Origin of the sequence: Leptotrichia hongkongensis (assembly GCF_041538065.1) — a bacterium.
Lineage (GTDB): Bacteria > Fusobacteriota > Fusobacteriia > Fusobacteriales > Leptotrichiaceae > Leptotrichia > Leptotrichia hongkongensis.
Window position 1 is genome coordinate 1 of the sequence record NZ_JBGORW010000009.1, and the last position, 22,067, is coordinate 22,067.

The following is a 22,067-nucleotide window of genomic DNA, read 5'->3' on the forward strand; positions in this document are numbered from 1 at the left end:
ATGAAAGGTTTCTCCTTAATGTGGTTTGGTAGATTTACATTATATCAGAAACCTTTCTTTTTTTGTATATGCTTGTCACATATGTATTATCTCACAACATTTTTTTAGATTTTTGATAATTTCTTTTTAGGGTGTATTGTATAATCAAGTGCAATATTTAAAAATACCTTGAAAATCCTTTTTTTGATTATGTTTTTATTTTTTGTTTGTGAATATTTTATAAAAAAACTCTCAATTTACTGAGAGTTTTATCTGTATTCTATTCATGATTTACTGGTTTTTCTAGCTTTCTTTCCCATTCGCTGACTTCTTCAGAGAAATAATCTAAAAATTTATCAACTTTTCTACCTTTAATATCAATATTTAATATTTTATCATCTTGCCTTATTGTCCTTAATACACCTAAATCTTCACGTGATTTTGTTCCACCTATAATTGTATGTTTCCCATTTAAGCTGCTCATTGCCTGCATCGTTATAAAAAATTGACTGCTATTTGTATTTGGTCCAGAATTTGCAAAAGCAAGCATACCTTCATTATCAAAATTTAGCCAGTCAGAAATTTCATCATTTAGAAAATATCCAGCTGTTCCAGTGCCGTTTCCAAGAGGATCTCCCCCCTGCACTAGTCCATTAGGAATAACTCTATGAAAAGTTAGTCCGTTGTAAAAATTATTTTTTGCAAGAAACACAAAATTTGCGACATTTTTAGGAGCTGCTTCAGGATATAAGTATACAGAAATATTTCCTTTTGTCGTTTCTATTACTGCTTCAAGTTGAAAATCTTTCATTATTTTCTCAAACTTTTTATCTCCTATTCTTTTTTTGGCCTTATTTGATTTTGCATTTACAACATTAACCATTAAAAGCATTAAAACACTAACCAATATCACTATTTTCTTCATTATTTTACCTCTTTTTTTAATTTTTTAAATTAGGCACTTAGTATAGCCTTTTTATATGCTCTATCATTTCTTCAATTTCCATTTTCCCATTGAAATCAAATTCCAAAATTCTGAAATCTATGTCCTCGATTTCCAAATTATATTTCAGAAGCTCCTTTTCTTCCATAATATTATCATAAATTACAAGAACAGAAAACTGATTTCCAAATCCATCAACTAATTCTAATGTATTAATTACTCTATTTTTTTTCATATTAAGAGAATTTCTTATTGCTTCATTCGCTATTTTTTTACTTCTGACTTCCTTATAAAGTTCAGAAATTATTGTAGGCAGCTTTATTGCAAATAATATTTTTAATTCTTCTCTTTTCCTAAATTTTACTATTGCCATTTTTAAAATCCTTATTTTTTATTTTTATAAATTTACCCTTGAATTGCTTTTGTTAATGGCGGAATAATTTGTTTCTTTCTTGAAACTACACCTTTCAAAGTTACTAAGTTGCTATCAACTTTTTCTCCAAACGCTTTTTCGATAATATCATTTCCATCTCCTGAAACTAGAGCCACAGAATCATTTGATAAAATATTTGTAATTGCAAACATAAAAAATTTTAAACCTTCTTTTGTAATAATATTATCAATTTCAGAAAGTAATTTTTCTTTTCTTTCCAAAACTTCTGCTTCATTTACAGTATTAACTTGTGCAACACCAATTTTTGAACCATCAATTTCAAAGATTTTCATATCCATGTTTAACAGTTCTGCTTCAGATTTATCTCCAAGTGCAGTTCCAGCCTTTAACATTTCAAGACCATACTCATCCGCATTTACTCCAGCGATTTCAGCCAGTTCCTTACCAGCCTTTATATCACATTCTGTACAAGTCGGAGATTTGAACAATAATGTATCTGAAATAATCGCACTTAGCATAAGTCCTGCAGTTTCCTTGCTTGGTACAAGATTATTTTCCTTAAATAATTTTAAGATAATTGTCGCAGTACATCCAACAGGCTCTAATCTTGCATATAAAGGCTCATCCACATTAAAGTTTGAAATTCTGTGATGATCAATTAGTTCCAGAACTTTTGCTTCTTCAAATCCTTCAGCAGTTTGAGTTCTCTCATTATGATCTACCAGTATTATTTCTTTCTCAGCCACATTTTCCACTAATTCAGGCTTTTCAACTTTAAAATAGTTCAAAGCATACTTGGTTTCTTCATTAATTTCTCCAAGTCTTGCAGCCTTAACATCTTTTCCCAATTTATTTTTCAATTCCGCATAAGCAATCGCTGAACAAATTGTATCTGTATCTGGATTTTTGTGTCCAAAAACTAATATTGACATATTTTTTCCTCCTAAATTTTAATCATTTCATATTATTATAACCTATTAATCTTATTTTTGAAATAGAAAAATTCGTTTTTTTTAAAAATTCCCTAAACTTCCAATAATTTCACATCAATTTCATAATCTGCTGAAACTTTTTTGCTTAAAATATCCCTATACTCATTAATCTGTTCCTGATATTTCTCATTCGTTTCAGGCTCAAATCCAGTTTTGTAATCATAAATATAGATTTTCTTATTTTCCTCATCAATGTTAATTCTATCAATGATACGCTTTCTTCCTTCAGAGTCGTAAATTTCAAATTCTGTATAAACTTTGTATTTCTCATTATAAATATCGCTGTTTTTTTCAATAAATTTTTCCATTCGGACAATTAATTCTTCTACAATCTTTTTCCCAAGCATATTTCCATATCGGCTTAAAAGTGCAGATTTTGCAATTAATTTATCATTTTTCAGATTATTTAAAATATGTTCAAAGTAATAGTGCATTGCAAGCCCTTTTTTACGTTTAAATTCCTTTTCCAAAGTTATACTTGATTTTTTTATTTTAAATTTATCATCAGAAAAATAAGTTTTTAATATTTTATTATTTATTTTATTTTCTTCCAATTTAGCATTTTCTTTTAAATTTTCAGAATTTGACACAATTTTTCTTTCTGTTTCAGTAATTTCTCCAATTCCAAATTCTGTGTTTTCATCGTAAACATCAATTAATTTCTTAATTAAATCATCTGAATAGCCATTTTTTGTTATATAAGCCTCAAAGTACAATAGCAGATTTTTTTTAGCACGTGTCAAAGCGACATAATCGGCATTTATTTCTTCCATCTTTTCTTTTTGGACATTTTTTTCAGCGATTATTCCGTATTCTTTTATATTTTTCACATTTTTAGCATATTTTGAAAATGTTATTAAAAAATTAGTTACATTTGTAAAATTTTCATCGTAATCAAAATATGTTTCAAAAGTTTTAAAATTATTTCCGCCAGTTTTTCCTTTTCGATAATAGATTATCGTGTCAAATTCCAATCCTTTGGATTTGTGAATCGTCATCAAATTTATGGCGTTTTCATCCGAACTGCTTATTTGCTTCAAATTATCCTTTTCATCTTCAATATGTACAACAAATTCGTAAAGGTTGTCAAATTCCTTTAGAATATTGAAAAATTGAAAAATATTTTTTATATCGCTGTTTGTTGAATAAAAACTTGTTACGCCAAAATCTTGAATAATTTTTTTTGAAAAGTTTTCTTTTGCATATTTATCATTCAAATTAATTGAAAGTTTGTAAAGTTCCTTTATTTTTTCCAAAATTTCAGAAAACAAAAGTCCATTTCTTTCCATAAAATTAATATTTTTATATTCCAGCAAATTTTGTTTTTTTTCAAAATTTTCCAAGTTTTCTACAAAATATTCAAAACTGTTTTTACTTTTCAAATTTTTACTAGATAACTTAATATTTTTTGTAATATATTTTTCAATTAATTCCTTATTTTCTACCAAATATTTTACGTGATCATTTAGGCAGCCAATCAAATCACTTCGCATAAATTCCAATAAATAAATAAAATTATGATAAACAAAAAATTTTATCAGCTTATACAGCGGTTTAACAGCTCTGTAATCCAGAATCGAAGAGTTGCTTTCAAGCGTAAACGGAATTTTTTCTTCATTTAATCTTGTTGTAATTTCTGAAAGTTCCCTATTTCCACGGCATATTATACAGCTTTTCCCAAAATTCTGAATTTTTCCTTCCTTCAAGTTTCGTATCATTTCCTCATACGCTTTTTCAGGCTTTTCCTCGTCTTCATTATATCTAGACTTTCTTTCCTGAAAATAATATCCAAAATATCCTCTCTGATAATCCTCGTCATCACGATACAACGAATTTGTATATTTCCAGTTTTCATTATAATTAGTAAAAATTTTATTCACATTTTCGATAATCTGCTTGTAGCTTCGATAGGATTTTTTCAGATTCTGAACATTTCCGCCAATTAAATTTTCTAAATTTTCAAAAAGTTCCTTTTCTCCGCCACGCCAATTATAAATACTCTGTTTTTCATCGCCAACACAAATAATATTTTTGGCACTTGAAAGTAGTAATTCTAAAATTTTCCACTGCAAAATACTCGTATCCTGAAACTCATCAATCATAATCGTATCAATCTGCCCACCGATAAGTTCCAGAAAATCCTCCGTAACTGTGCTGCTATTGTTATTATCAGTCTTCACAAATCCTAATTCCTTGTCAAAAATAAACTTATATGTATACGTGGAGATATCAGTGTGAGTAAATCTTTTTGTACTTAATTTCGTATGTTCTGCAATATCGAATATAATTTTTGCCAATTCCTTTATTTTTTTGTCAGTTGGCAATACTTCCTCATTAAAAATATAATTTGAAACTTTTTCTCGCAAAATATCCTGCTCTTCCTTCATTTCATCCAGTAGCTCCTTAACATCTTTCCCACGAGTTTTTCCACCATCCCAAATATTTCCTGTACCAAAAATATCATCAGATTTCTCTAATATTAACTCAATTTTTTTATGTTGAACACTAGATGTATCAAAACTATCTTGATTCAATTCCTCAAACTTTTTGAAAACATCAGTAAATTTCACACTTAATATTTCAGTAGCAGTTTTTCCTTTTATCTCAGCAATTTTTTTCACATTTTCAAAAATATTTTCAAAATTCTCTACAAAACTTCTACTTGATTTATTATTTTTTAAAATTAAATTTGCTTCCTTGTAGTTATCACCAGCCAGTAAAAATTTCTCCTGCATATCCAATAACGATTTCACAATTTTCACATAAGTTGAAATATTTTTTCTGTCTTTTTCCTCATTCAATATAAACTTAAATTTTTCAAAATAATAGCTATTTCCAATTATTTTTATCAAAATATCATTGTAAAACTCATCTTCTTCCTTGTCAATTATTTCATAATTGTAAATACCAAAATATGGAGCAATAGTATTTTTAAAAATTCTGTTTGTAAATCCGTCAATCGTGTAAATCCTGATTTCATCCTTATTTTTTATCATTTCAAAATATACATTTTGTAAATTTTCCTTTAGTATTTCGCTGGCAGAAAATCCATAAAGTTCTTTTAGACTGTCTTTCAATCCTATCCAGTCATATTTTTCAAACGCAATCTGATACAGAAAGTCGTAAATCCGCTCCTTAATTTCCGCAGTAGCCTTTTTCGTAAAAGTCATTACAACGATGTTTTTATAATTTACGCCTCTTATTAAGTTTGCAATATATTCCAGCGATAACCTATAAGTTTTTCCAGTTCCTGCACTTGCCTTCAAAATAATCTTATTTTGTTTATTATCATTTCCGTTATTTATTTTCATCATTTAATTCGTCCTCCCTTCTGCATACATCCTTAAACGTTTGATAAGTGTAATTTTGTACATCTTTTACATCGCCAATATCATAGTAGTCAGTTTCATAATATTTTTTTACAACTTCCCGAATATTCTTTTCACTCAGAAATTCCTCTTCCTTTTCTCTTGTATCCCCAATTATATCACCGTCCCAAACATCTACCACAAATCTCTCTATTTCTTGAACATTTTTTTCAGGCAGCATAACAGAATAATAATCCAGCTGTTTAAAAGCATTTACGACTTTCTCTTTCTTTTCCTCCCCTTTTTTATTTTTCAAAATACCAGATTTATAGTCATACAAAATCTCCTTGTTTTTCAATTTTATATGTAAATCAATCATTCCATTTATAAAAATATTTTCATAAATTTCCTTTTCAGATTTCAGTTTTATTCTTTCTTCTGAATAAATTTCGATTTCTTCTTCGTTTTCCAACGTTTTCATTAACTTTGTCAATATTTTTTCAACAGATTTTACAATTTCCTCAAACGAAACTTTTTTATAAAATTCGAGATATTCTTTCGGAATTTTGTATTCAAACGAATTTAGAATACTTTTCAATATTTTCCTAATTTCCTCGTTATTTATAACAAATTTTCCTTTCTCAAGCATCTCCTTGTTTTCCATCACAATTTTCTCATAAAGCCCGTGAATAATATTTCCAAACATCAGATTGTCAACTTTGTCCTCAATTTTTTCAACTTCTGTATTTCCAATCATTTTTTTCAAATAATATCCATATTCAAAGTTCTGCATCTCCTCAAACGAATAATACCCCAAACTCACTTTTTCAGCCTTAATTTTATCCAAATCCTTTTTCAGCTTCGATGGAATAAATTTTCCAATTTCTCTTGATTCCCAAGACTTTTCCACATTTTCCAAAAAGTATTTCTTAATAAAGTTCAGTTCATCATTCTCATCTATTTTATTTTTTTGTGCCTCTATTGCGTATTTTAACTTAATTTCCTCAACAACTCCAGCAGAATCTATATTTTCATCTAGATTTTTTACATAAGACAGATATACATTTTTTGATCCTAAAATATTTTGATAAAATTTGAAAATCTCAATTTGCTTTTCATCATCACTTACAGGAAGTCCCATTTTTGCACGTTGAATTTTTGTAAATAAATAATTGTTTATGTTTATTTTGGGAAATGTATCCTGAATATTAAGAAATATCAGATTTTCCTTTTGTGTTTCTGAAATTGCTGAAAATGAATTAATTGAATATCTTGAAACATTTTCACTGTCCTGCTCATCGGTTTCCTCAAGATTTAGGCTGATTGCCTTTTTATCCAAATATTTCAAAAACAATTTCAATAAACTTGCCGAAATCCCATTTTCATTAAAAAATCCTTTCCAGAGATTATCAAATGAAAAGTCTTCCAGCACTACCATTTCCGACAATGCCTCAAAATATTTATCTCTTACATTCTTATCCATTTCTCCGCTTCTCTCAAAAATCTTTTCGAGATAATTTCCATATTCTCCAAGCGTCTGATATTCAAAAATTTTTTCAATTTCATCAATAAAATTAATTATTCCAGCAGCTTCAACATCTTTTAGATTTCTAGAAAATTTTCCATTTTGATTTTCCAGAATTCTGAAAATTTCATTTTTTGACATATATCTATAATCTTGTTCCACAAATTCCATAAAAAAATCATACGACTTTTTTAAGCCAAAAATTCTTAGAAAATCGTCAGATTTAAATCCAGAATACAAATCTTTCATTCTAATTCTTAAATCATTCCCAAAATCTTTTTCATCTTTTTTTTCAATATTTTCAAATCTCTCATTATTTTCCAATTTTTTTTCAACAATTTTTACATTTTCCAAAATATTACAAATTAATTCTAATATTTTGTAAATCTTTGTTTTCTTCATTGTAAGTTCCAAATTTGAAGAAATCTTTTCCTGCCTTAAAAGCTGATAATCTTTTTTTCCATCTTCTCCATTCTCCTGCAAATCATAAATTTTATAATTTACTCTATTTTTGATTTTTTCATCATTTTCACTCTCATCCAGTTTTTTTACAAGCCCTAAAACCTGTGAAAATTTATTTTCATACTCAAAAATCTCAATATTTGTCGCAAATTTTTCCAAAAACTCATTTTTCTCAGGCAATGAAAAACTATCCTTTATTTTTAACTTTTCCTCATTAAAATCATTTTCCGAAAGCTGCAAAATATTTTCTACAGCAATCCCTCTGTTTTCAATTTCTCCAATTAACTCCTTTTCAAATGGAGTAATTTTAACTTTATTCACAAAGCAAATTTTAGAAAACTTCTTCAAAAAATTGTCCGAAATATTTTCCACATTTCTAAGCATATATGGTAAAATAAGCCCTTTCTGCTGCACAACTTTTTTCATCTCATTATCAATCTCAACCAAAGTTCCAAAAGTTTCAACTTGCCATTTCTCCAGCTCAATTTTTTCCAGATCAATCTTATATTCCTGCAATTCTGCAAATAAATTGTAGTAATTATAGGCAACATCAATAATATCATAATAGTTATTTACTTTCATATCCTTTTTCAGTTTCTCAGTCAAAGCATTGTAAAACAGCACAACCTGTTTTTCTTCTTTTACCACAATTTTATCAGTAACAAATACATTCTCATAAAAATCATAACTGTTCATCATCTTAAAATTTTGAAAAATTCCCAATTTCTGCTGCATTTCCTCATTCTGTAAAAATTCCCTTTTTATCTCAAAAAACGAAGCCGAATTTTCAAATACAAAAAGCGTATTTTCATTCTTTTCAAACTCTTTAAACAATATATTCTTTAAATCAGAGCCAATCCCTTTATAACTAATTTTCATAATATTCTTTCTCCTTAAATTGAAGATTTATTATTATTATAACATTTTTTCTAAAAAATTGTAAAAGCATACCAAAATCATCTAAAAAGTTAAAAAATCAATTTTTATAAACTTCTATATCTGTTTTTATTGTGCAACTTCTAAATTACAAAACTATTTTAGCACGTATTGAATACGTGAAAATACTTATTTAAAAAATTTTTTATTGAAAAGTTAAACAAAAAAGAGCTTTACAGCTCTTTATTAAAATCAATATTTTTATTTTGTTAACAAACTTAGACAACATTAAATTTAGAAACCTATATATTTCAGCACTTTTCATTTTTGGGGTACTCTAAATTTTAACATTGAGTGGGGTGGAAATTGGAAAATGGTTTTAGTCCCCTTCATTTTTGGGGTACTCTAAATCTAAACATAATATGATTGAGATTGATACTAAGTTTTAGTCCCCTTCATTTTTGGGGTACTCTAAATCAGTATACAGATGAATTATCTAAATATGTAAAGTTTTAGTCCCCTTCATTTTTGGGGTACTCTAAATCAATTGAACAAATTCAACGAGTTAACTAAAAAGTTTTAGTCCCCTTCATTTTTGGGGTACTCTAAATCCCATCGAATTATGGGATAATATTTTATATTTTATTTACTTGTTTATTTAGAGTGTGCCGGAAAAAATTAAATGTATTTTAATAGTTCCCTGACACACTCTAGCGATTTAGATTACCCCATTAATTTATTTTATCATATTTTTACTGTTATTCCAAAATTTTTTTCTTTTTTTGAACTAAACTACTTTATATTTTTTAGTTTTCAGATTTTTTTTCTTCCATTTTATACTCAAACATAACTTTCACAAGTTTACACAATTCTTTTGAATTTCTATTAGTCGTTAATTTCTCTTTTTCTAAATTTTTCAAATGTACAATTTTTTCCGATTCTAAAGTCTGAATTTCTATTTTCTTATCTGCTCCTATTTTAAATGTTGCTACAAAACCATATTCCTTTAATATATCCACTATTGATTTCATAATTGCATTTTTTAGTTTTCTATCATAAGAAAGCAATTTTCTTAAATTTTCCAGCACTTCTAAAAGTGAAACTTCAGCATTTGGAATATAATTAAAATGTGCTATATAATTTCTTATATACAAATCTTTTTTCTCTTTTTTTAATTCTTTTACTTTTTTATCAGAATAGATACTTATTTTTTCTGTATCGTCTTTATATAATTCTTTATAAAAATTTATATACTTTTCAACAATCTGCCCATTTTTATATTTTACATTCTTGCTATTATCAAAATTAAATATTTCTTCAATATACTGATTTTCAGGAAATTCACCTTTTAATCTAAATCTTAGATCCCTTTCCCAAATTGAAGTATATCCTACAAGCCTATGAAGTATTCTTAATAGTAAACTTTGCAATAAATTTAATTCATTAAATTCAACTTTATTTTTCAAATGAGTATATTGCTGTATATTTCTGATTGCTTTCTCGTATTTTTTATAATCTTCATCAGTAAATTTTTCATCTTTTCTAGGTCTTGCATATTTTCTATGTAAATTTTCCTGGGTTGTATGATTTTTTTCTATTTCATTTTTTTTATTACTGTAATTTTTTAATTCTTCTATACTTATTTTATACTTTGCCTCATTAGATATTTTCTCAAGTAAATTTAACATCCCATATTTTTTTATATTATAAAAAGCTCTATGCTTTATAATATTTTCTCCATCAAAATATATTTTATTTATGTCAAATTTCTTCAATTCTTTCCTATCTTTTACTTTATTTCCATTAAAATCTAAAAACTTCCCAATTTCATCCGCTTCTAATTCAAAATCTTCTGTTACTCTATGATTATCTAAGTTTAAAAGATTTATAAGTTCAAGTTGATCTGAAAAAGCTTCTTCTTTATTTGCACTCTGATATTTTTCAAGACTTCCTTTCAAATTAGTCAATTCTTTATGATTAAGCAATTTTAAAATTAGATAAAACATATTCAAACTTTCAGTGTATTTTAATATCTTTCCTAATTTTATCTCTCTTACAAATTCATTTATTTCATGTGGAATTTCTTTATTCCTATTATATTTTTCATAATTTTTTAAAATTTTATCATATTTTTCTTTATTATCTTTTTTTATTTTTATTTTAGAAAATATATCATTATTATCATTATTATTATTATTTTCTATATATTTTAAATTATTTTTATTCAAATAATCTATAAAACCTTTTAAAAATATTTGTTGTATAAAATCAATGTATGTATTTTTTTCTTCTTTATCCTGATTATTAATCATCTCCCTACTTTGTATAATAGCAAGATATTCTACTGGTACAGTTTTTTCTATATTTTCAAATTTTTGATATTTATAATGTCCTGTTTTTTGATTTCTTTGTTTATTTATTTTTATTACTTCATTAGTTATTTTAAAAAAAACTTTACTATTTTTAACAAATTTATTAAGAAATTCACCATAATAAATATTTTTCAAAAGATATATTTGAGCATCTTTTTCTTCTTTATCCTTAGGAACACTCCAAAAAAATTTTAAAGTATTTCTTAAATCTTCTATTTTATTATATAATTTCGTAAAAGAAGGAACAAAAGGAATATTCTTATTTACAAAATTAAATTTTGTATTTTTTAAATATTTAATTATCACATCCTTTTCATAATAATTAAATACATTTGCACTATTTAACTGCTTAAATATCTTCAATTTCAATTTTTTCTCATTTATTTCATCTTGAAACATTTTCTTTGAAATTTGAGAAGGAACTATATTTTTAAATGTAAATATATTTTTCCCTTCTAATTCCAAATTAAAATGCACAATCCCATGTCTAATACTACTAATAGCTTCATCAATATTTGAAAAAAAATCTTCAATTTCATTTTTGCTATCCATACTAAAATCATAACTATAGAACATTTTCAAATTTTTTTTCACTTCATTTTGTTTATTATTATCATATAATTTATCAATTTCTCCAGAAATATATTTTTCTTCGCCCTTCTTATTTTTTACAGTATTTCCTCTCATTCTGCCTGTAATATCATTCTCATTTTCAGTTTCAAGAATATTTCTCAATGAAAAGTATGCAGCAGAAGAAACCCCAATTATATTTCGCAAAAATGCTTCATTTTGTCTATTCCCAACAATAAAATTACTTGTCGCAATTTCTCCATCCTGTAAATAAAAATTGTATTTTCCACAATTTCTTACATAAGTATCCAATTTATTTAGTAATTTATTTTCTATTAATTTTTTTAAACTTTGATATTCAAATATTCTTTTCACTTTATCATTACTTATATTACTTGGTTTTTTATATACATAATTTTTCAGAAGTTTACTCATTTCAATTTCTACAAAATGACAAAAAACATATTTTATATTTTCATCATTAAGTTTCTCTTTATTCAAATAATATTTATAAAATACTTGAGATTTTTTCAATTCACTTACATTTGGAACTTTCTCAATTAATTCTTTCATATTATTTACATTCTGTATTTCTTCATAAATAATTTTTGAAAAATTTTCTTTATCATTTTTTCTTCCAATTATTTTGTGATAGCATTCCCTTATTTTATATTTTTCATGTTTTTTTGAATTTTCTATTAAAAAAAATAAATTCTCAATATCTTCTTTTTTATATAATTTATCAAATGCTTCTTGTATATTATTTATGTAATCATTACGCTTTGCTGAGTCTTTGTAATAATTGTAAAAAATGTTTCTTTTGCTTTTTCCTTCAACTTTTTTTATATTATTTTCATTAATTTTTTGATAATTAGCTTTATTTTCTTCAAGTGAATATTTTAAAGAATTTATCTTATCCAATTTTTTATCAATATCTTTTCTAAACATCTCTAATTCTTCAGAATTTATATCTTCATTTAACAGTATTTTTTTTAAAACCGAAAAACTATTTTTGTTTTTTAAATCATATTCTGAAATATCTTGTTCAGAATAATTTTTACTCTGTACTGCATTTTTTTCTCTCCTATCCTTTAAATACAGAATACCATCTTTTAAATGCAATACTTTATTTGAAAAAAATTCTTTTAAATTTTCTCTTCTTGTTCTATTTTCTTGTTCACTTGCATTATCAGGATTTTTTATATACGTATCCAGTCTTATACTTAAAAGCTCTGACAATCTCTCATCAGTCTTATTTTCTTCACTCGTACTTTTTACCAATTTTCCTTCTTTAATATATTTTTTATGTGAAATTCCATCAATTTTTGTGATTTTCATATACAAAAAACCTCCTAATATTTTCTTTACTACTCAATACCTAATTCTTTTTTCAATGCTTTTTGTAAAATTTGTGAAAAATTCAGATTTTTTTCCTGTGCCAATATATCTAACCAAACAGGAATTGTTAAAGTTTTCTTTTTAAGTGCATTTGTAACTTTTGCCACTTCATATACTGGATCAACAGAAATAATATATAAATACTGATTTTCTTTCAATTTTATATCTTCTACTCTTGAAGGTTCAGGAAAATTTTTTCTTACATCCAGCAAATCAGCCAGATGCAATCCCAATGTTTCCCTTAAATTAGAAACAGCTTTCTCCATATTATCTCCAAATGTAGCATAATAATTTATACTTCCATCTTCAAACTTATCAAAATCAACAAGACAACTATAATAAATTCCATCTTCCTTAGTTATCACTGCTGGATAAAATACATCCATTTTAATTATCTCCAATCTGTATCACGTGTTAAACACGTATTTAAAAATATTTATAAAATTTTTTAGCATCTCTGCTAAAATAAAACAATTTTTTCAAATTTTTCTATTCCTTAATCACTCATTGTTAGTGATTCTTTTTTACTTGGACAATTTTTCATTTAATTTCTTTAATTTTTTTAAAATCACATCTTTTTAATTCTCCTTACTTTCGGGGTGCTCTAAATCTTAACAGGTTGGTTAAATAGAGTAGAAAGAAAGTTTTAGTCCCCTTCATTTTTGGGGTGCTCTAAATCAAGGTAAAGACATGAAAAGAAAATTTATGCGTTTTAGTCCCCTTCATTTTTGGGGTGCTCTAAATCCCAGCAAATAAACGGAAAATCCTTTTTCAAAGTTTTAGTCCCCTTCATTTTTGGGGTGCTCTAAATCCCATCTAAATTATGGGATAATAATTTTTAGTGAAAGCAAGAAGGGACTAGAATTTAATCCCGACTTGTTTTTGAATACTTCTTAATGTTCCTACAGGTATATCTTTTGAATATGGTACTGTGACCACACCTTTCACACCTGGAATCACCCATTGATAATGACTTCCTTTTATACGTACAACTTTTCCGCCTAATTTTCTAAATCTTTTTTCGATTTTTCTATATGACATAAATATCATTCCTTTCTAAAATAACGTTAATAATAACTTCTAATAGAAAGTATTTGAAAATTAGGGAGAGTTGAAAAGTTTTACAAAAAATCATTTTCAACTTACAAATTCATTATAACACGTATTCAATACATTGTCAATAACTTTTAAAAATTTTTTTAGAAAAAAATCACAGCCAATATTTTTAACTGTGATTTTAATATTTTTATAAAAAATCCAAAAAATTTACTTTTAAAAAATTATCTCACAATTTGGAATAAGATTGCAACAACTAGAAATAATGTTGCGACTATTTCAGTAAATTTTTCAATTCCTTCTTTTTCTTCATCCAAGATGTTAGCAGAACTTTTTGCTAAACCTTGGCTTCTGTCTGGCTGTAGTAAAATTACGCTTATCATGATGATTGATAAAATTACTAGAGCTATAATTAATAAATTTTCTAACACGTTATTAGTTCCTCCTATAATTTACAAAACAAGAGAATAAGCAATTAATTTTTTTCAAAATAATTATTTAGCTGCTGCATCTCCGGCTTTTATTATTACAGCGAATTTTTCAGGAATTAAACTTGCTCCTCCTACTAATCCACCGTCAATATCTGTTTGAGCGATTAAGTCAGCTGCATTTGCATCGTTCATTGATCCACCATATTGAACTGTTACGTTTTCTGCAACTTCTTTTCCGTATAAATCAGTTAATAATCCTCTGATGAATGCGTGAACTTCTTGAGCTTGTTCTGGAGTAGCAGTTTTACCTGTTCCAATTGCCCATACTGGTTCATAAGCTAGTACAACATTTGCCATTTCAGCAGCTGTTACATCTTTTAATCCACCAGTAATTTGAGTTTTTACAACATCATTAGTAGTTCCAGCTTCTCTTTCTTCCAATTTTTCTCCGATACATAAGATTGGTTTTAAATCGTGAGCCAATGCTGATTTTACTTTTTCATTGATGATTTCATCAGTTTCATGGTAATATTCTCTTCTTTCAGAATGTCCTAAAATTACATATTCTACACCTAAATCTTTTAACATCAATGGTGAAACTTCTCCAGTATATGCTCCGCTTTCTTTAGCGTTCATATTTTCAGCAGCAATTTTAATGTTGCTTCCTGCAGTTTCTCTAGTTGCTGTTTCTAATGCAGTAAATGGTGCTCCAATTACGATTCCTGCATTTTTTACGTCTGCTACTAAAGGTTTTAATTCATTGAAGAATTGTGCAGCCTCTTTTGCAGTTTTGTTCATTTTCCAGTTTCCAGCTACTATTACTTTTCTCATAGTTTCTCCTCCATTATTTATTTAATATTTTACATTTTCTTTTATTTTATCACATATTGCTTTTTTTATCAATGCCAATACACTGTTTTTTTCTCTATCTTTATGCTAAAACTATCTTAAATCCTAAATTTGAAATTAAGTAACTTTATTATACAATTGAAATTTTTCTTGAAATAATTAATTAAAAATGATAATATATACAAAATATTTTATATTCAAATTATTATAATGCAATATACAAAAATATAGAATAGAAGGTACCCTATGAAAATAGAAGATTTGTCGCTTTTTTTAACCAATGTATCACTCTTTAAAGGATTAAATCCTCAAGAAATTTCAGATTGCTTAAGAAAAGTTGACTTTAAAATAAAAGACTATAAAAAAAACGAGATAGTTTTTTTTCGTGGAGATATTTTAAAAAAAGTGATTATTATTATAAATGGAACAACACATGGAGAAATGCAAAAATTTAATGGAGATACAATCGTTATCAATCAGATGAAATCTGGTGAAGTTCTAGCTTCTGCATTCTTGTTTGGAAATGATAATATCTTTCCAGTTGATTTGGTAACATTGGAAAATTCCAAATTTCTTTTATTTGACAAGGAAAAATATTTAAATTTAATACAATCAGATAAAAGGCTATTACTTAACTTTATAAATGAAATTTCTAACAAAAGCCAGCTATTATCCAAACGTATATGGTTTAATTTCACACACAAGACTATTGAAGAAAAAATTCTTAGTTACATAAATGAAAATGCAAAAAACAATAAAATAAAATTTTTACCAAGCATCTCAGCTCTAGCAAAAAAATTTGAAGTAACAAGACCTGCTTTGTCAAGAGAAATTTCAAACTTATGCAAAAAAAAGATTTTAACAAAAATAGAAAACAATATTTACTCAATAAATTTTTCTAATTTTTCCAAAAAGAATGTTTGACATTTTTTCACATAACAGTTATAATATTGAAGAAATAGCATTACAATAAAATTGTAATAAATTCAAATATCTAATATAATACATTAAAATAAAAATTAGATTTCTGATCTATACGCCACTAACAACGAATTTTTGGGCTTTACTCTTTTTTAATGGGGTTATCCCTTTATAAATAGTCTCAGGAAAATCACGACTGCTTTATGTTTTGTACGGATTCTGTACTATTTATAAATATGACTACCACCTGTAACATTTTACAGGCAACCAAAAATTAAGTTAGAACGGTAGATCGGATTTTTTTATAAAATCTAGAAAGGAAAATATGAAAAATACAAAATTAATACAGGACTTTAAATATAAATCTAAACAAATCCTATTTGGCTTACTTGGTGCAATTTTGTTTTCTTTTATAGGAATTATCATTTACTACATTGCTTTTTATTTTAATAAAAATTTTATTTCACTAATTTTTAGCATTTCCATCCCAATTACATCCTATATCGGATATATGTTTTTTTCATATAAATTCAATGGATTCGCAGGATTTGGTGCTGATGATTTCTCGTTTTTTGACGCATTTTCATTATTTATAGTTACATTTTTGATTGTTTATTTAGTAAATACTTTTGATATTACAAATATGCTTTACAAGGAATATCATAATGAATTTGGATATTTTGAACTTTTTGCAAAATGTTTTCCACGACTGGTTGATTTGGAATGGATAAGTTTTAGAGTTGTTGTGAGTGAAATATTTGTTATGCTTTTTACTCTTTCAAATTATTTTCGGGGAGGTTTCTTCTTTATTCCATAATCATAGTAAAACTGCTTTAAAACTAAACTCAAAAGGCTATGATTATTTTACTCAAACCCTAAATCTATATAATTTTTAGCAGTTTAATTTTAAATAGGTTTGAGTATCTGTTAAACTCCGTTTAAAAATAGGAATAAATTTTTATAATAAAGTTATTTAATATCTAATTCATAATCACTCAATTAAATTGTTTTTTATTATTTTTTAGATATCTTGATTAATAAATATTTTTTCATATTACTATGTTTTTTCTTTTTCTTTTCGTAGGATTGCTCATTGCCGCAAATCCTACAACCTATGGCTAGACTACGATTTTTATTAGAAAAGTTTGTAATATTTTGTTATTTAAATGGGAGTTAGTATTAAATCTAAAAATAAAAAAAATTGCAAGGTTATTATTCCCTGCATTTTTTTATTTTATATCGATTTTGGCTTTATCCATTCACTTTCTTTTCCCATGGCATAGTTTTTCAGCACTTCTTCTTTATATTCCTTAAATCTTCCATCAATAATTGCCTCACGTGCGTTATCCATAAGTTTTAGCAAAAAATACAAATTATGATATGTTGCAAGCCTTTGTCCTAAAATTTCTCCAGCCTTGAATAAATGTCTTATATACGCTCTCGTATAATTTTTGCAGGCATAACAGTCACAACCTTCATCAAGTGGTCTGTCATCTCTTGAATAAATCGCATTTTTTATAACAAGACGTCCATACTTCGTAAATACAGTACCATGTCTACCAATTCTTGTAGGCTGAACGCAATCCATCATGTCAATTCCATGCTCCACAGCTTCAAGCATATCCACAGGCTCTCCCACTCCCATTAAATAACGTGGTTTATTTTCAGGCAGTTTTGGCGTGCTATATTTTAAAATTCTATACATATCCTCACGTGGCTCTCCTACCGCAAGCCCCCCTAAAGCATACCCAGCAAATCCATAGTCATATTCATACAGTTCTTCAAAACTTTTATCCCGTAAATCCTCATAAATTCCGCCTTGCACAATTGCAAAAAGCCCCTGCTTATCCTTATTTCTATTTGCTTCGATACAACGCTTAGCCCATCTCGTAGTTCTTTCAATGGATGGTATCAAATATTCACGTGTTGAAAGTCCTGGCGGGCATTCATCCAGCACCATCATAATATCGCTTCCTAGATTATTTTGAATCGAAATAGATTTTTCAGGCGATAAAAAATGTTTTGATCCATCTAAATGCGAACGAAAATGAACCCCTTCCTCTTTTATCTTTCTCAAATCTCCAAGACTAAACACTTGAAATCCGCCACTATCAGTAAGTATTGGCTTATCCCATCTCATAAATTTATGAAGACCGCCAAAATCATTTACCAGCTCATCTCCAGGACGTAAATACAAATGATACGTATTTCCTAAAATAATTTGAGAATTAATCTCTTCCAATTCCTCTCTAGTCATAGCCTTCACAGTTGCCTGTGTACCAACTGGCATAAATACTGGTGTTTTTATCTCTCCATGTGGTGTTTTTATAACTCCAGCACGTGCATTTCCATCTTTTTTTTCTAATTTATATTCTATTGGATTTTTAAAATCTTTATTTTCTTTTTCAATACACATTTTGTCTCCTACATTTAATTTTTAATACTATTTCCCATTTAAATAGCGAATATTTAATAAATTTTGAATTACATACTATTTAGTAAAGAATTAAAATTTTTTGTCCTTAACATAGTTTCCATTTTATAATGGGATTTAGTATTAGATTATTTTATTTAATATTAGTTTTTACTATTTTTGTTTGTTATGTTTTTTCTTTTTTTCGCAGGATTGCTCATTGCGGCAAATCCTTATCTTGCAGTAAAGGCTTATCCTAATAATTAAAATTGTGGCAAGATTGCTACGCAATACCTATGGCTAGACTACGACTTTTATTTACCCAACTCCAAAACTCCTCCTTACAGTCGTCAGACAATCGTAGCTGAACAAATAAAAGCTCCGTCGGTTTATTAAAACACAAAAATTATATTTTAATTATTTCAAAATACTAAGTTTTTATCCTTTGTTGGAAAAGTTTGTAATAAATTCATTATTTAAATAGGGATAATATAAATTCCATTATATTCCATAGATTTTCCTAGCATTTTCAGTAGTTATCTTAATAACTTCCTCTACCGAAATTTCCTTAATTCTAGCCACTTCTTCTGCTACATATTTTGTATAAATTGGCTCATTCCGTTTCCCTCGAAAAGGCACAGGTGTCAAATACGGACAATCTGTTTCCAGAACAATTTTTTCCAAAGGCAATTCCTTCACAAGCTCCTTTGTCTTTTTATTATTTTTAAACGTCAAAGTACCACCAATTCCCAAGTAATACCTATCTAAAAACGGTTTTGCCGCTTCTAAAGAACCTGGATAACAATGCAAAATTCCGCCAACATTTTTATAATCCTTCAAAACATCAAGCGTATCCTGCAAAGCTTCTCTTGTATGGATAACAACTGGTTTTTTTACCCTTTCTGCAAGTTCCATCTGCTTTCTAAATCCAGCAACCTGAACATCCTTCGGATCTTCCATCCAGTGATAATCCAGCCCAATTTCCCCAATTGCGACAACTTTTTTTTCAGTCAATGCCAATCTTTCCAGTTCTTTTTCTACTTCATCATTATATTTTTTTATATCCACAGGATGAACTCCAATTACTGCATTCACAAATGAATATCTATTCGCAAGTTCAATGCTTTTAAGTGAACTTTCCAAATCAAACCCAATGCTTACAATCCCTTCCAACTCATCTTCAATCCTTTTCATCACATCATCAAAATCATTTTCAAACTGTTTATCATAAATGTGCGTATGCGTATCAATTATTTTACTCATTTTAACAAGATAAAGTTATTCCAAAATTTCAGAATAACTTCATTTCCTTTCTAAATTTAATTTTTTTGATTTTACTGTTTTACAATCTTATCAAATATCCATTCATTATTTACTTTTTTCAAACTTATTGTTGCATTTTGATAAGTGAATATTTTTGTAGTCTTAACTTTTTCTATTGTAAAATCACTCATTAGTTGGAATAATGTTGAAACCCACTCAGGTTTTATATTTTTCTCTGGTGTAGTTTTTAAAATTTCTATTGGTTTCCCAGTTTTTTCTTTAAACCTCTTAGAAACTACTCTCATCATTTCATCTTCACTAAAGTTTCTACTATCTAATTCAGGAATCTTTATTTCAAGATCTAAATTAACTATGTCACTTGAAATATATTCAATTTTTTTTATGGAATATTGCGTATCATAAACAAGCTGTTTTGCCATCCCATCAGTTAACGCTATTCCAAGTCTTTGACTGCTTTGTGTAGTTAATTCTGCCTCTCTAATACCCGCAGCTTTCTGTTTTTCTACAAATTTTTCAAAAGCCTTTTCTATCCCTGCATTATTTTTCTCAATTTCTGACTGTTGAATTTTCACATTTGGATTAACTTCCACTTTGTAAGTTGCTGAAAATCCAAGACTTGCTGTTAGTAAAAATAATATAAATATTTTTTTCATAAATCTCCTTTTTATACAAAAAATTCAAACAATTTCAATTCCTACTCAGGATAATTTAAATTTTCTTCTCCCAAATTCTCCAACGTTTCCTCCAAATATTTCTTAGCCTCAAAGTTAGCCATCGGCAAGTTTTGATCCAAGTAATTTCCACATTCTATAGCAGTCGCTCCTGGGATTGCTCCTTTAAATTCTGCCATAAATTTGTAAAGTTCTTTCATTAAGTCAATAATGTCCTTTGATTCCAATTTTCCTTTTAAGATAAGATAAAATCCTGTTCTGCATCCCATAGGCCCAAAATATACGATTTCATCTTTCCAAGTTGGATGATTTCTCAAAAATGTTGCTCCCAAATGCTCCATTGTATGAAGTTCAGCAATATTTATTACTGGCTCTCTATTTGGTAATTTCATTCTTATATCAAAACTTGTCAAATAATTTCCATTAACTTCGTCTATTCTTGACACATAAATTCCTCTGTTTAATCTGATGTGATCTACTGTAAAACTTGCTATTCTTTCCATTTTTTCCACTTCCCTTTTGTATTTTTATTTTTTAAAATTTTTAATCCTTTTATCTTTCCACTTTTATTGAAGATTGTATTAACAAGTCCAATGTCTGTGAATAATCATAACCTTTTGAAGCTGTGCTTTTTGGCAATAAGCTGGCAGATGTCATTCCTGGCGATGTGTTTACTTCCATAAAATATGGTGTTTCTTCATTTACCACCATAAAGTCTATTCTTGCAAATCCTTCACATTTTAGCCCATAATAACTGTCTTTTGCAAACTTATTAATTTCAGCCTGCACTTTTTCAGGAAATTCAAATACATATTCATTTGCTCCACCTTTTGCATATTTTGATTCATAGTCAAAGTAATCTCCTGCAAGAGCCTCAATTCTTAGTGTCGGAAAAACTTCCCCACCAATCACAGGTACGCTTATTTCCACACCATGCAGAACTTCCTCAATCAATGCCTCCTTATCCATTCCAAAAACAAGTTCCAGCCCTTTTTCAAGTTCTTCCTGATTTTCCACAAAACTTACTCCAATACTTGAACCACCGTTATTTGGCTTTACTACAACACGATTTCCCAATTCTTTTTTTATTGTTTCAAAGTCAACAGTTTCACCTACACGTACACTTTTCCATTTTGCAATTCTAACTCCATATCCAGCCACAATTCTTTTTGAAAATTCCTTATCCATGCAGACTGCACTTGACATCACTCCAGGCCCGCTATAAGCCACTCCCAGACTTTGCAAAATCGCCTGTATTCTCCCATCTTCTCCAAATACACCGTGTAAAGCGATATAAACAAAATCCAGATTCAAGTCTTTTACTTTCTCAAAAACTTCCTTTTCTGAATCAATCACAATATCAAAAACCTCATATTTATCTCTATTCAAGTTTGCTACAATTTCACTTCCTGTCTTTAAAGAAACTTCCCTTTCAGTTGAAACTCCCCCACGTATTACTCCTACTCTTAATTTTGACATTTTCTCTTCCTTTCCAGTTTTTTTATTATAATAAATCTTCTTCATAATCAAATAACTGTTTGCTTTTTATAAAAATTTAAAATTTCTAACAACTACAATGTTTTTATAAATCTAATTTTTATCATTTTTCTCCAATATTTTTAC

Annotated in this window: 17 protein-coding genes and 1 other RNA gene; 3 read left to right on the top strand and 15 right to left on the bottom strand. The window is 27.5% G+C overall.

Translation table 11 applies throughout. The features are described from left to right. Positions 1–259: 259 nt before the first annotated feature. From ACEG17_RS07610 to tpiA, 10 genes are all read right to left on the bottom strand, one after another. Positions 260–904, bottom strand: coding sequence for a peptidylprolyl isomerase (locus ACEG17_RS07610; RefSeq protein WP_372583229.1), 645 nt, complete (start codon positions 902–904; stop codon positions 260–262). Positions 905–941: 37 nt separating this feature from the next. Beyond that, the gene (locus ACEG17_RS07615) at positions 942–1,295 is read right to left on the bottom strand and encodes a hypothetical protein (protein ID WP_299572261.1); all 354 of its coding nucleotides are present in this window, start codon (positions 1,293–1,295) and stop codon (positions 942–944) included. Positions 1,296–1,327: 32 nt separating this feature from the next. Continuing rightward, positions 1,328–2,248 carry a manganese-dependent inorganic pyrophosphatase gene (locus tag ACEG17_RS07620; RefSeq protein WP_372583230.1) on the bottom strand — a complete coding sequence of 307 codons (921 nt, stop codon included), beginning with the start codon at positions 2,246–2,248 and terminating at the stop codon, positions 1,328–1,330. Between the two features lie 92 nt (positions 2,249–2,340). After that, positions 2,341–5,622 carry a UvrD-helicase domain-containing protein gene (locus ACEG17_RS07625; RefSeq protein ID WP_372583231.1) on the bottom strand — a complete coding sequence of 1,094 codons (3,282 nt, stop codon included), beginning with the start codon at positions 5,620–5,622 and terminating at the stop codon, positions 2,341–2,343. Further along, positions 5,606–8,482 (bottom strand): PD-(D/E)XK nuclease family protein, encoded by a 2,877-nt coding sequence (locus tag ACEG17_RS07630; protein ID WP_372583232.1) that lies wholly within the window; start codon positions 8,480–8,482, stop codon positions 5,606–5,608. Before ACEG17_RS07630 ends, ACEG17_RS07625 begins: the two co-directional genes overlap by 17 nt. Before the next feature lie 803 nt (positions 8,483–9,285). Next, complete coding sequence (cas13a, locus tag ACEG17_RS07635; RefSeq protein WP_372583233.1) at positions 9,286–12,759, bottom strand: type VI-A CRISPR-associated RNA-guided ribonuclease Cas13a; 3,474 nt, start codon at positions 12,757–12,759, stop codon at positions 9,286–9,288. 29 nt (positions 12,760–12,788) lie between these two features. Then, complete coding sequence (locus ACEG17_RS07640; RefSeq protein ID WP_315289501.1) at positions 12,789–13,205, bottom strand: type II toxin-antitoxin system HicB family antitoxin; 417 nt, start codon at positions 13,203–13,205, stop codon at positions 12,789–12,791. 472 nt (positions 13,206–13,677) lie between these two features. Next, a complete protein-coding gene (locus ACEG17_RS07645; protein WP_372583234.1) occupies positions 13,678–13,860 on the bottom strand; it encodes a type II toxin-antitoxin system HicA family toxin in 183 nt (60 codons plus the stop codon). A 239-nt stretch (positions 13,861–14,099) separates the two neighbouring features. Further along, entirely contained in the window at positions 14,100–14,306 is a 207-nt protein-coding gene (secG, locus tag ACEG17_RS07650) for a preprotein translocase subunit SecG (protein ID WP_006804864.1), read from the bottom strand. 63 nt (positions 14,307–14,369) lie between these two features. Continuing rightward, complete coding sequence (tpiA, locus tag ACEG17_RS07655; RefSeq protein ID WP_147006136.1) at positions 14,370–15,137, bottom strand: triose-phosphate isomerase; 768 nt, start codon at positions 15,135–15,137, stop codon at positions 14,370–14,372. A 264-nt stretch (positions 15,138–15,401) separates the two neighbouring features. On the opposite strand from tpiA, the gene ACEG17_RS07660 reads away from it, so the two are divergent. From ACEG17_RS07660 to ACEG17_RS07670, 3 genes are all read left to right on the top strand, one after another. Beyond that, complete coding sequence (locus tag ACEG17_RS07660) at positions 15,402–16,079, top strand: Crp/Fnr family transcriptional regulator (protein ID WP_372583235.1); 678 nt, start codon at positions 15,402–15,404, stop codon at positions 16,077–16,079. A gap of 97 nt (positions 16,080–16,176) precedes the next feature. Beyond that, positions 16,177–16,379: non-coding RNA, 6S RNA (gene ssrS / locus ACEG17_RS07665), on the top strand. A gap of 22 nt (positions 16,380–16,401) precedes the next feature. Next, complete coding sequence (locus ACEG17_RS07670) at positions 16,402–16,893, top strand: hypothetical protein (protein ID WP_372583236.1); 492 nt, start codon at positions 16,402–16,404, stop codon at positions 16,891–16,893. 417 nt (positions 16,894–17,310) lie between these two features. On the opposite strand, the gene tgt is transcribed toward ACEG17_RS07670, so the two are convergent. From tgt to ACEG17_RS07695, 5 genes are all read right to left on the bottom strand, one after another. After that, the gene (gene tgt, locus ACEG17_RS07675; protein ID WP_372583237.1) at positions 17,311–18,492 is read right to left on the bottom strand and encodes a tRNA guanosine(34) transglycosylase Tgt; all 1,182 of its coding nucleotides are present in this window, start codon (positions 18,490–18,492) and stop codon (positions 17,311–17,313) included. A 498-nt stretch (positions 18,493–18,990) separates the two neighbouring features. Next, the gene (locus tag ACEG17_RS07680) at positions 18,991–19,752 is read right to left on the bottom strand and encodes a TatD family hydrolase (RefSeq protein ID WP_372583238.1); all 762 of its coding nucleotides are present in this window, start codon (positions 19,750–19,752) and stop codon (positions 18,991–18,993) included. A 71-nt stretch (positions 19,753–19,823) separates the two neighbouring features. Next, positions 19,824–20,426 (bottom strand): hypothetical protein, encoded by a 603-nt coding sequence (locus tag ACEG17_RS07685; protein WP_372583239.1) that lies wholly within the window; start codon positions 20,424–20,426, stop codon positions 19,824–19,826. Between the two features lie 41 nt (positions 20,427–20,467). Beyond that, positions 20,468–20,947 carry an S-ribosylhomocysteine lyase gene (locus ACEG17_RS07690; protein ID WP_372583240.1) on the bottom strand — a complete coding sequence of 160 codons (480 nt, stop codon included), beginning with the start codon at positions 20,945–20,947 and terminating at the stop codon, positions 20,468–20,470. A 49-nt stretch (positions 20,948–20,996) separates the two neighbouring features. Further along, on the bottom strand, positions 20,997–21,923 hold the full coding sequence (locus ACEG17_RS07695; RefSeq protein ID WP_372583241.1) for a D-alanine--D-alanine ligase: 927 nt from the start codon (positions 21,921–21,923) through the stop codon (positions 20,997–20,999). Between the last annotated feature and the right edge of the window lie 144 nt (positions 21,924–22,067).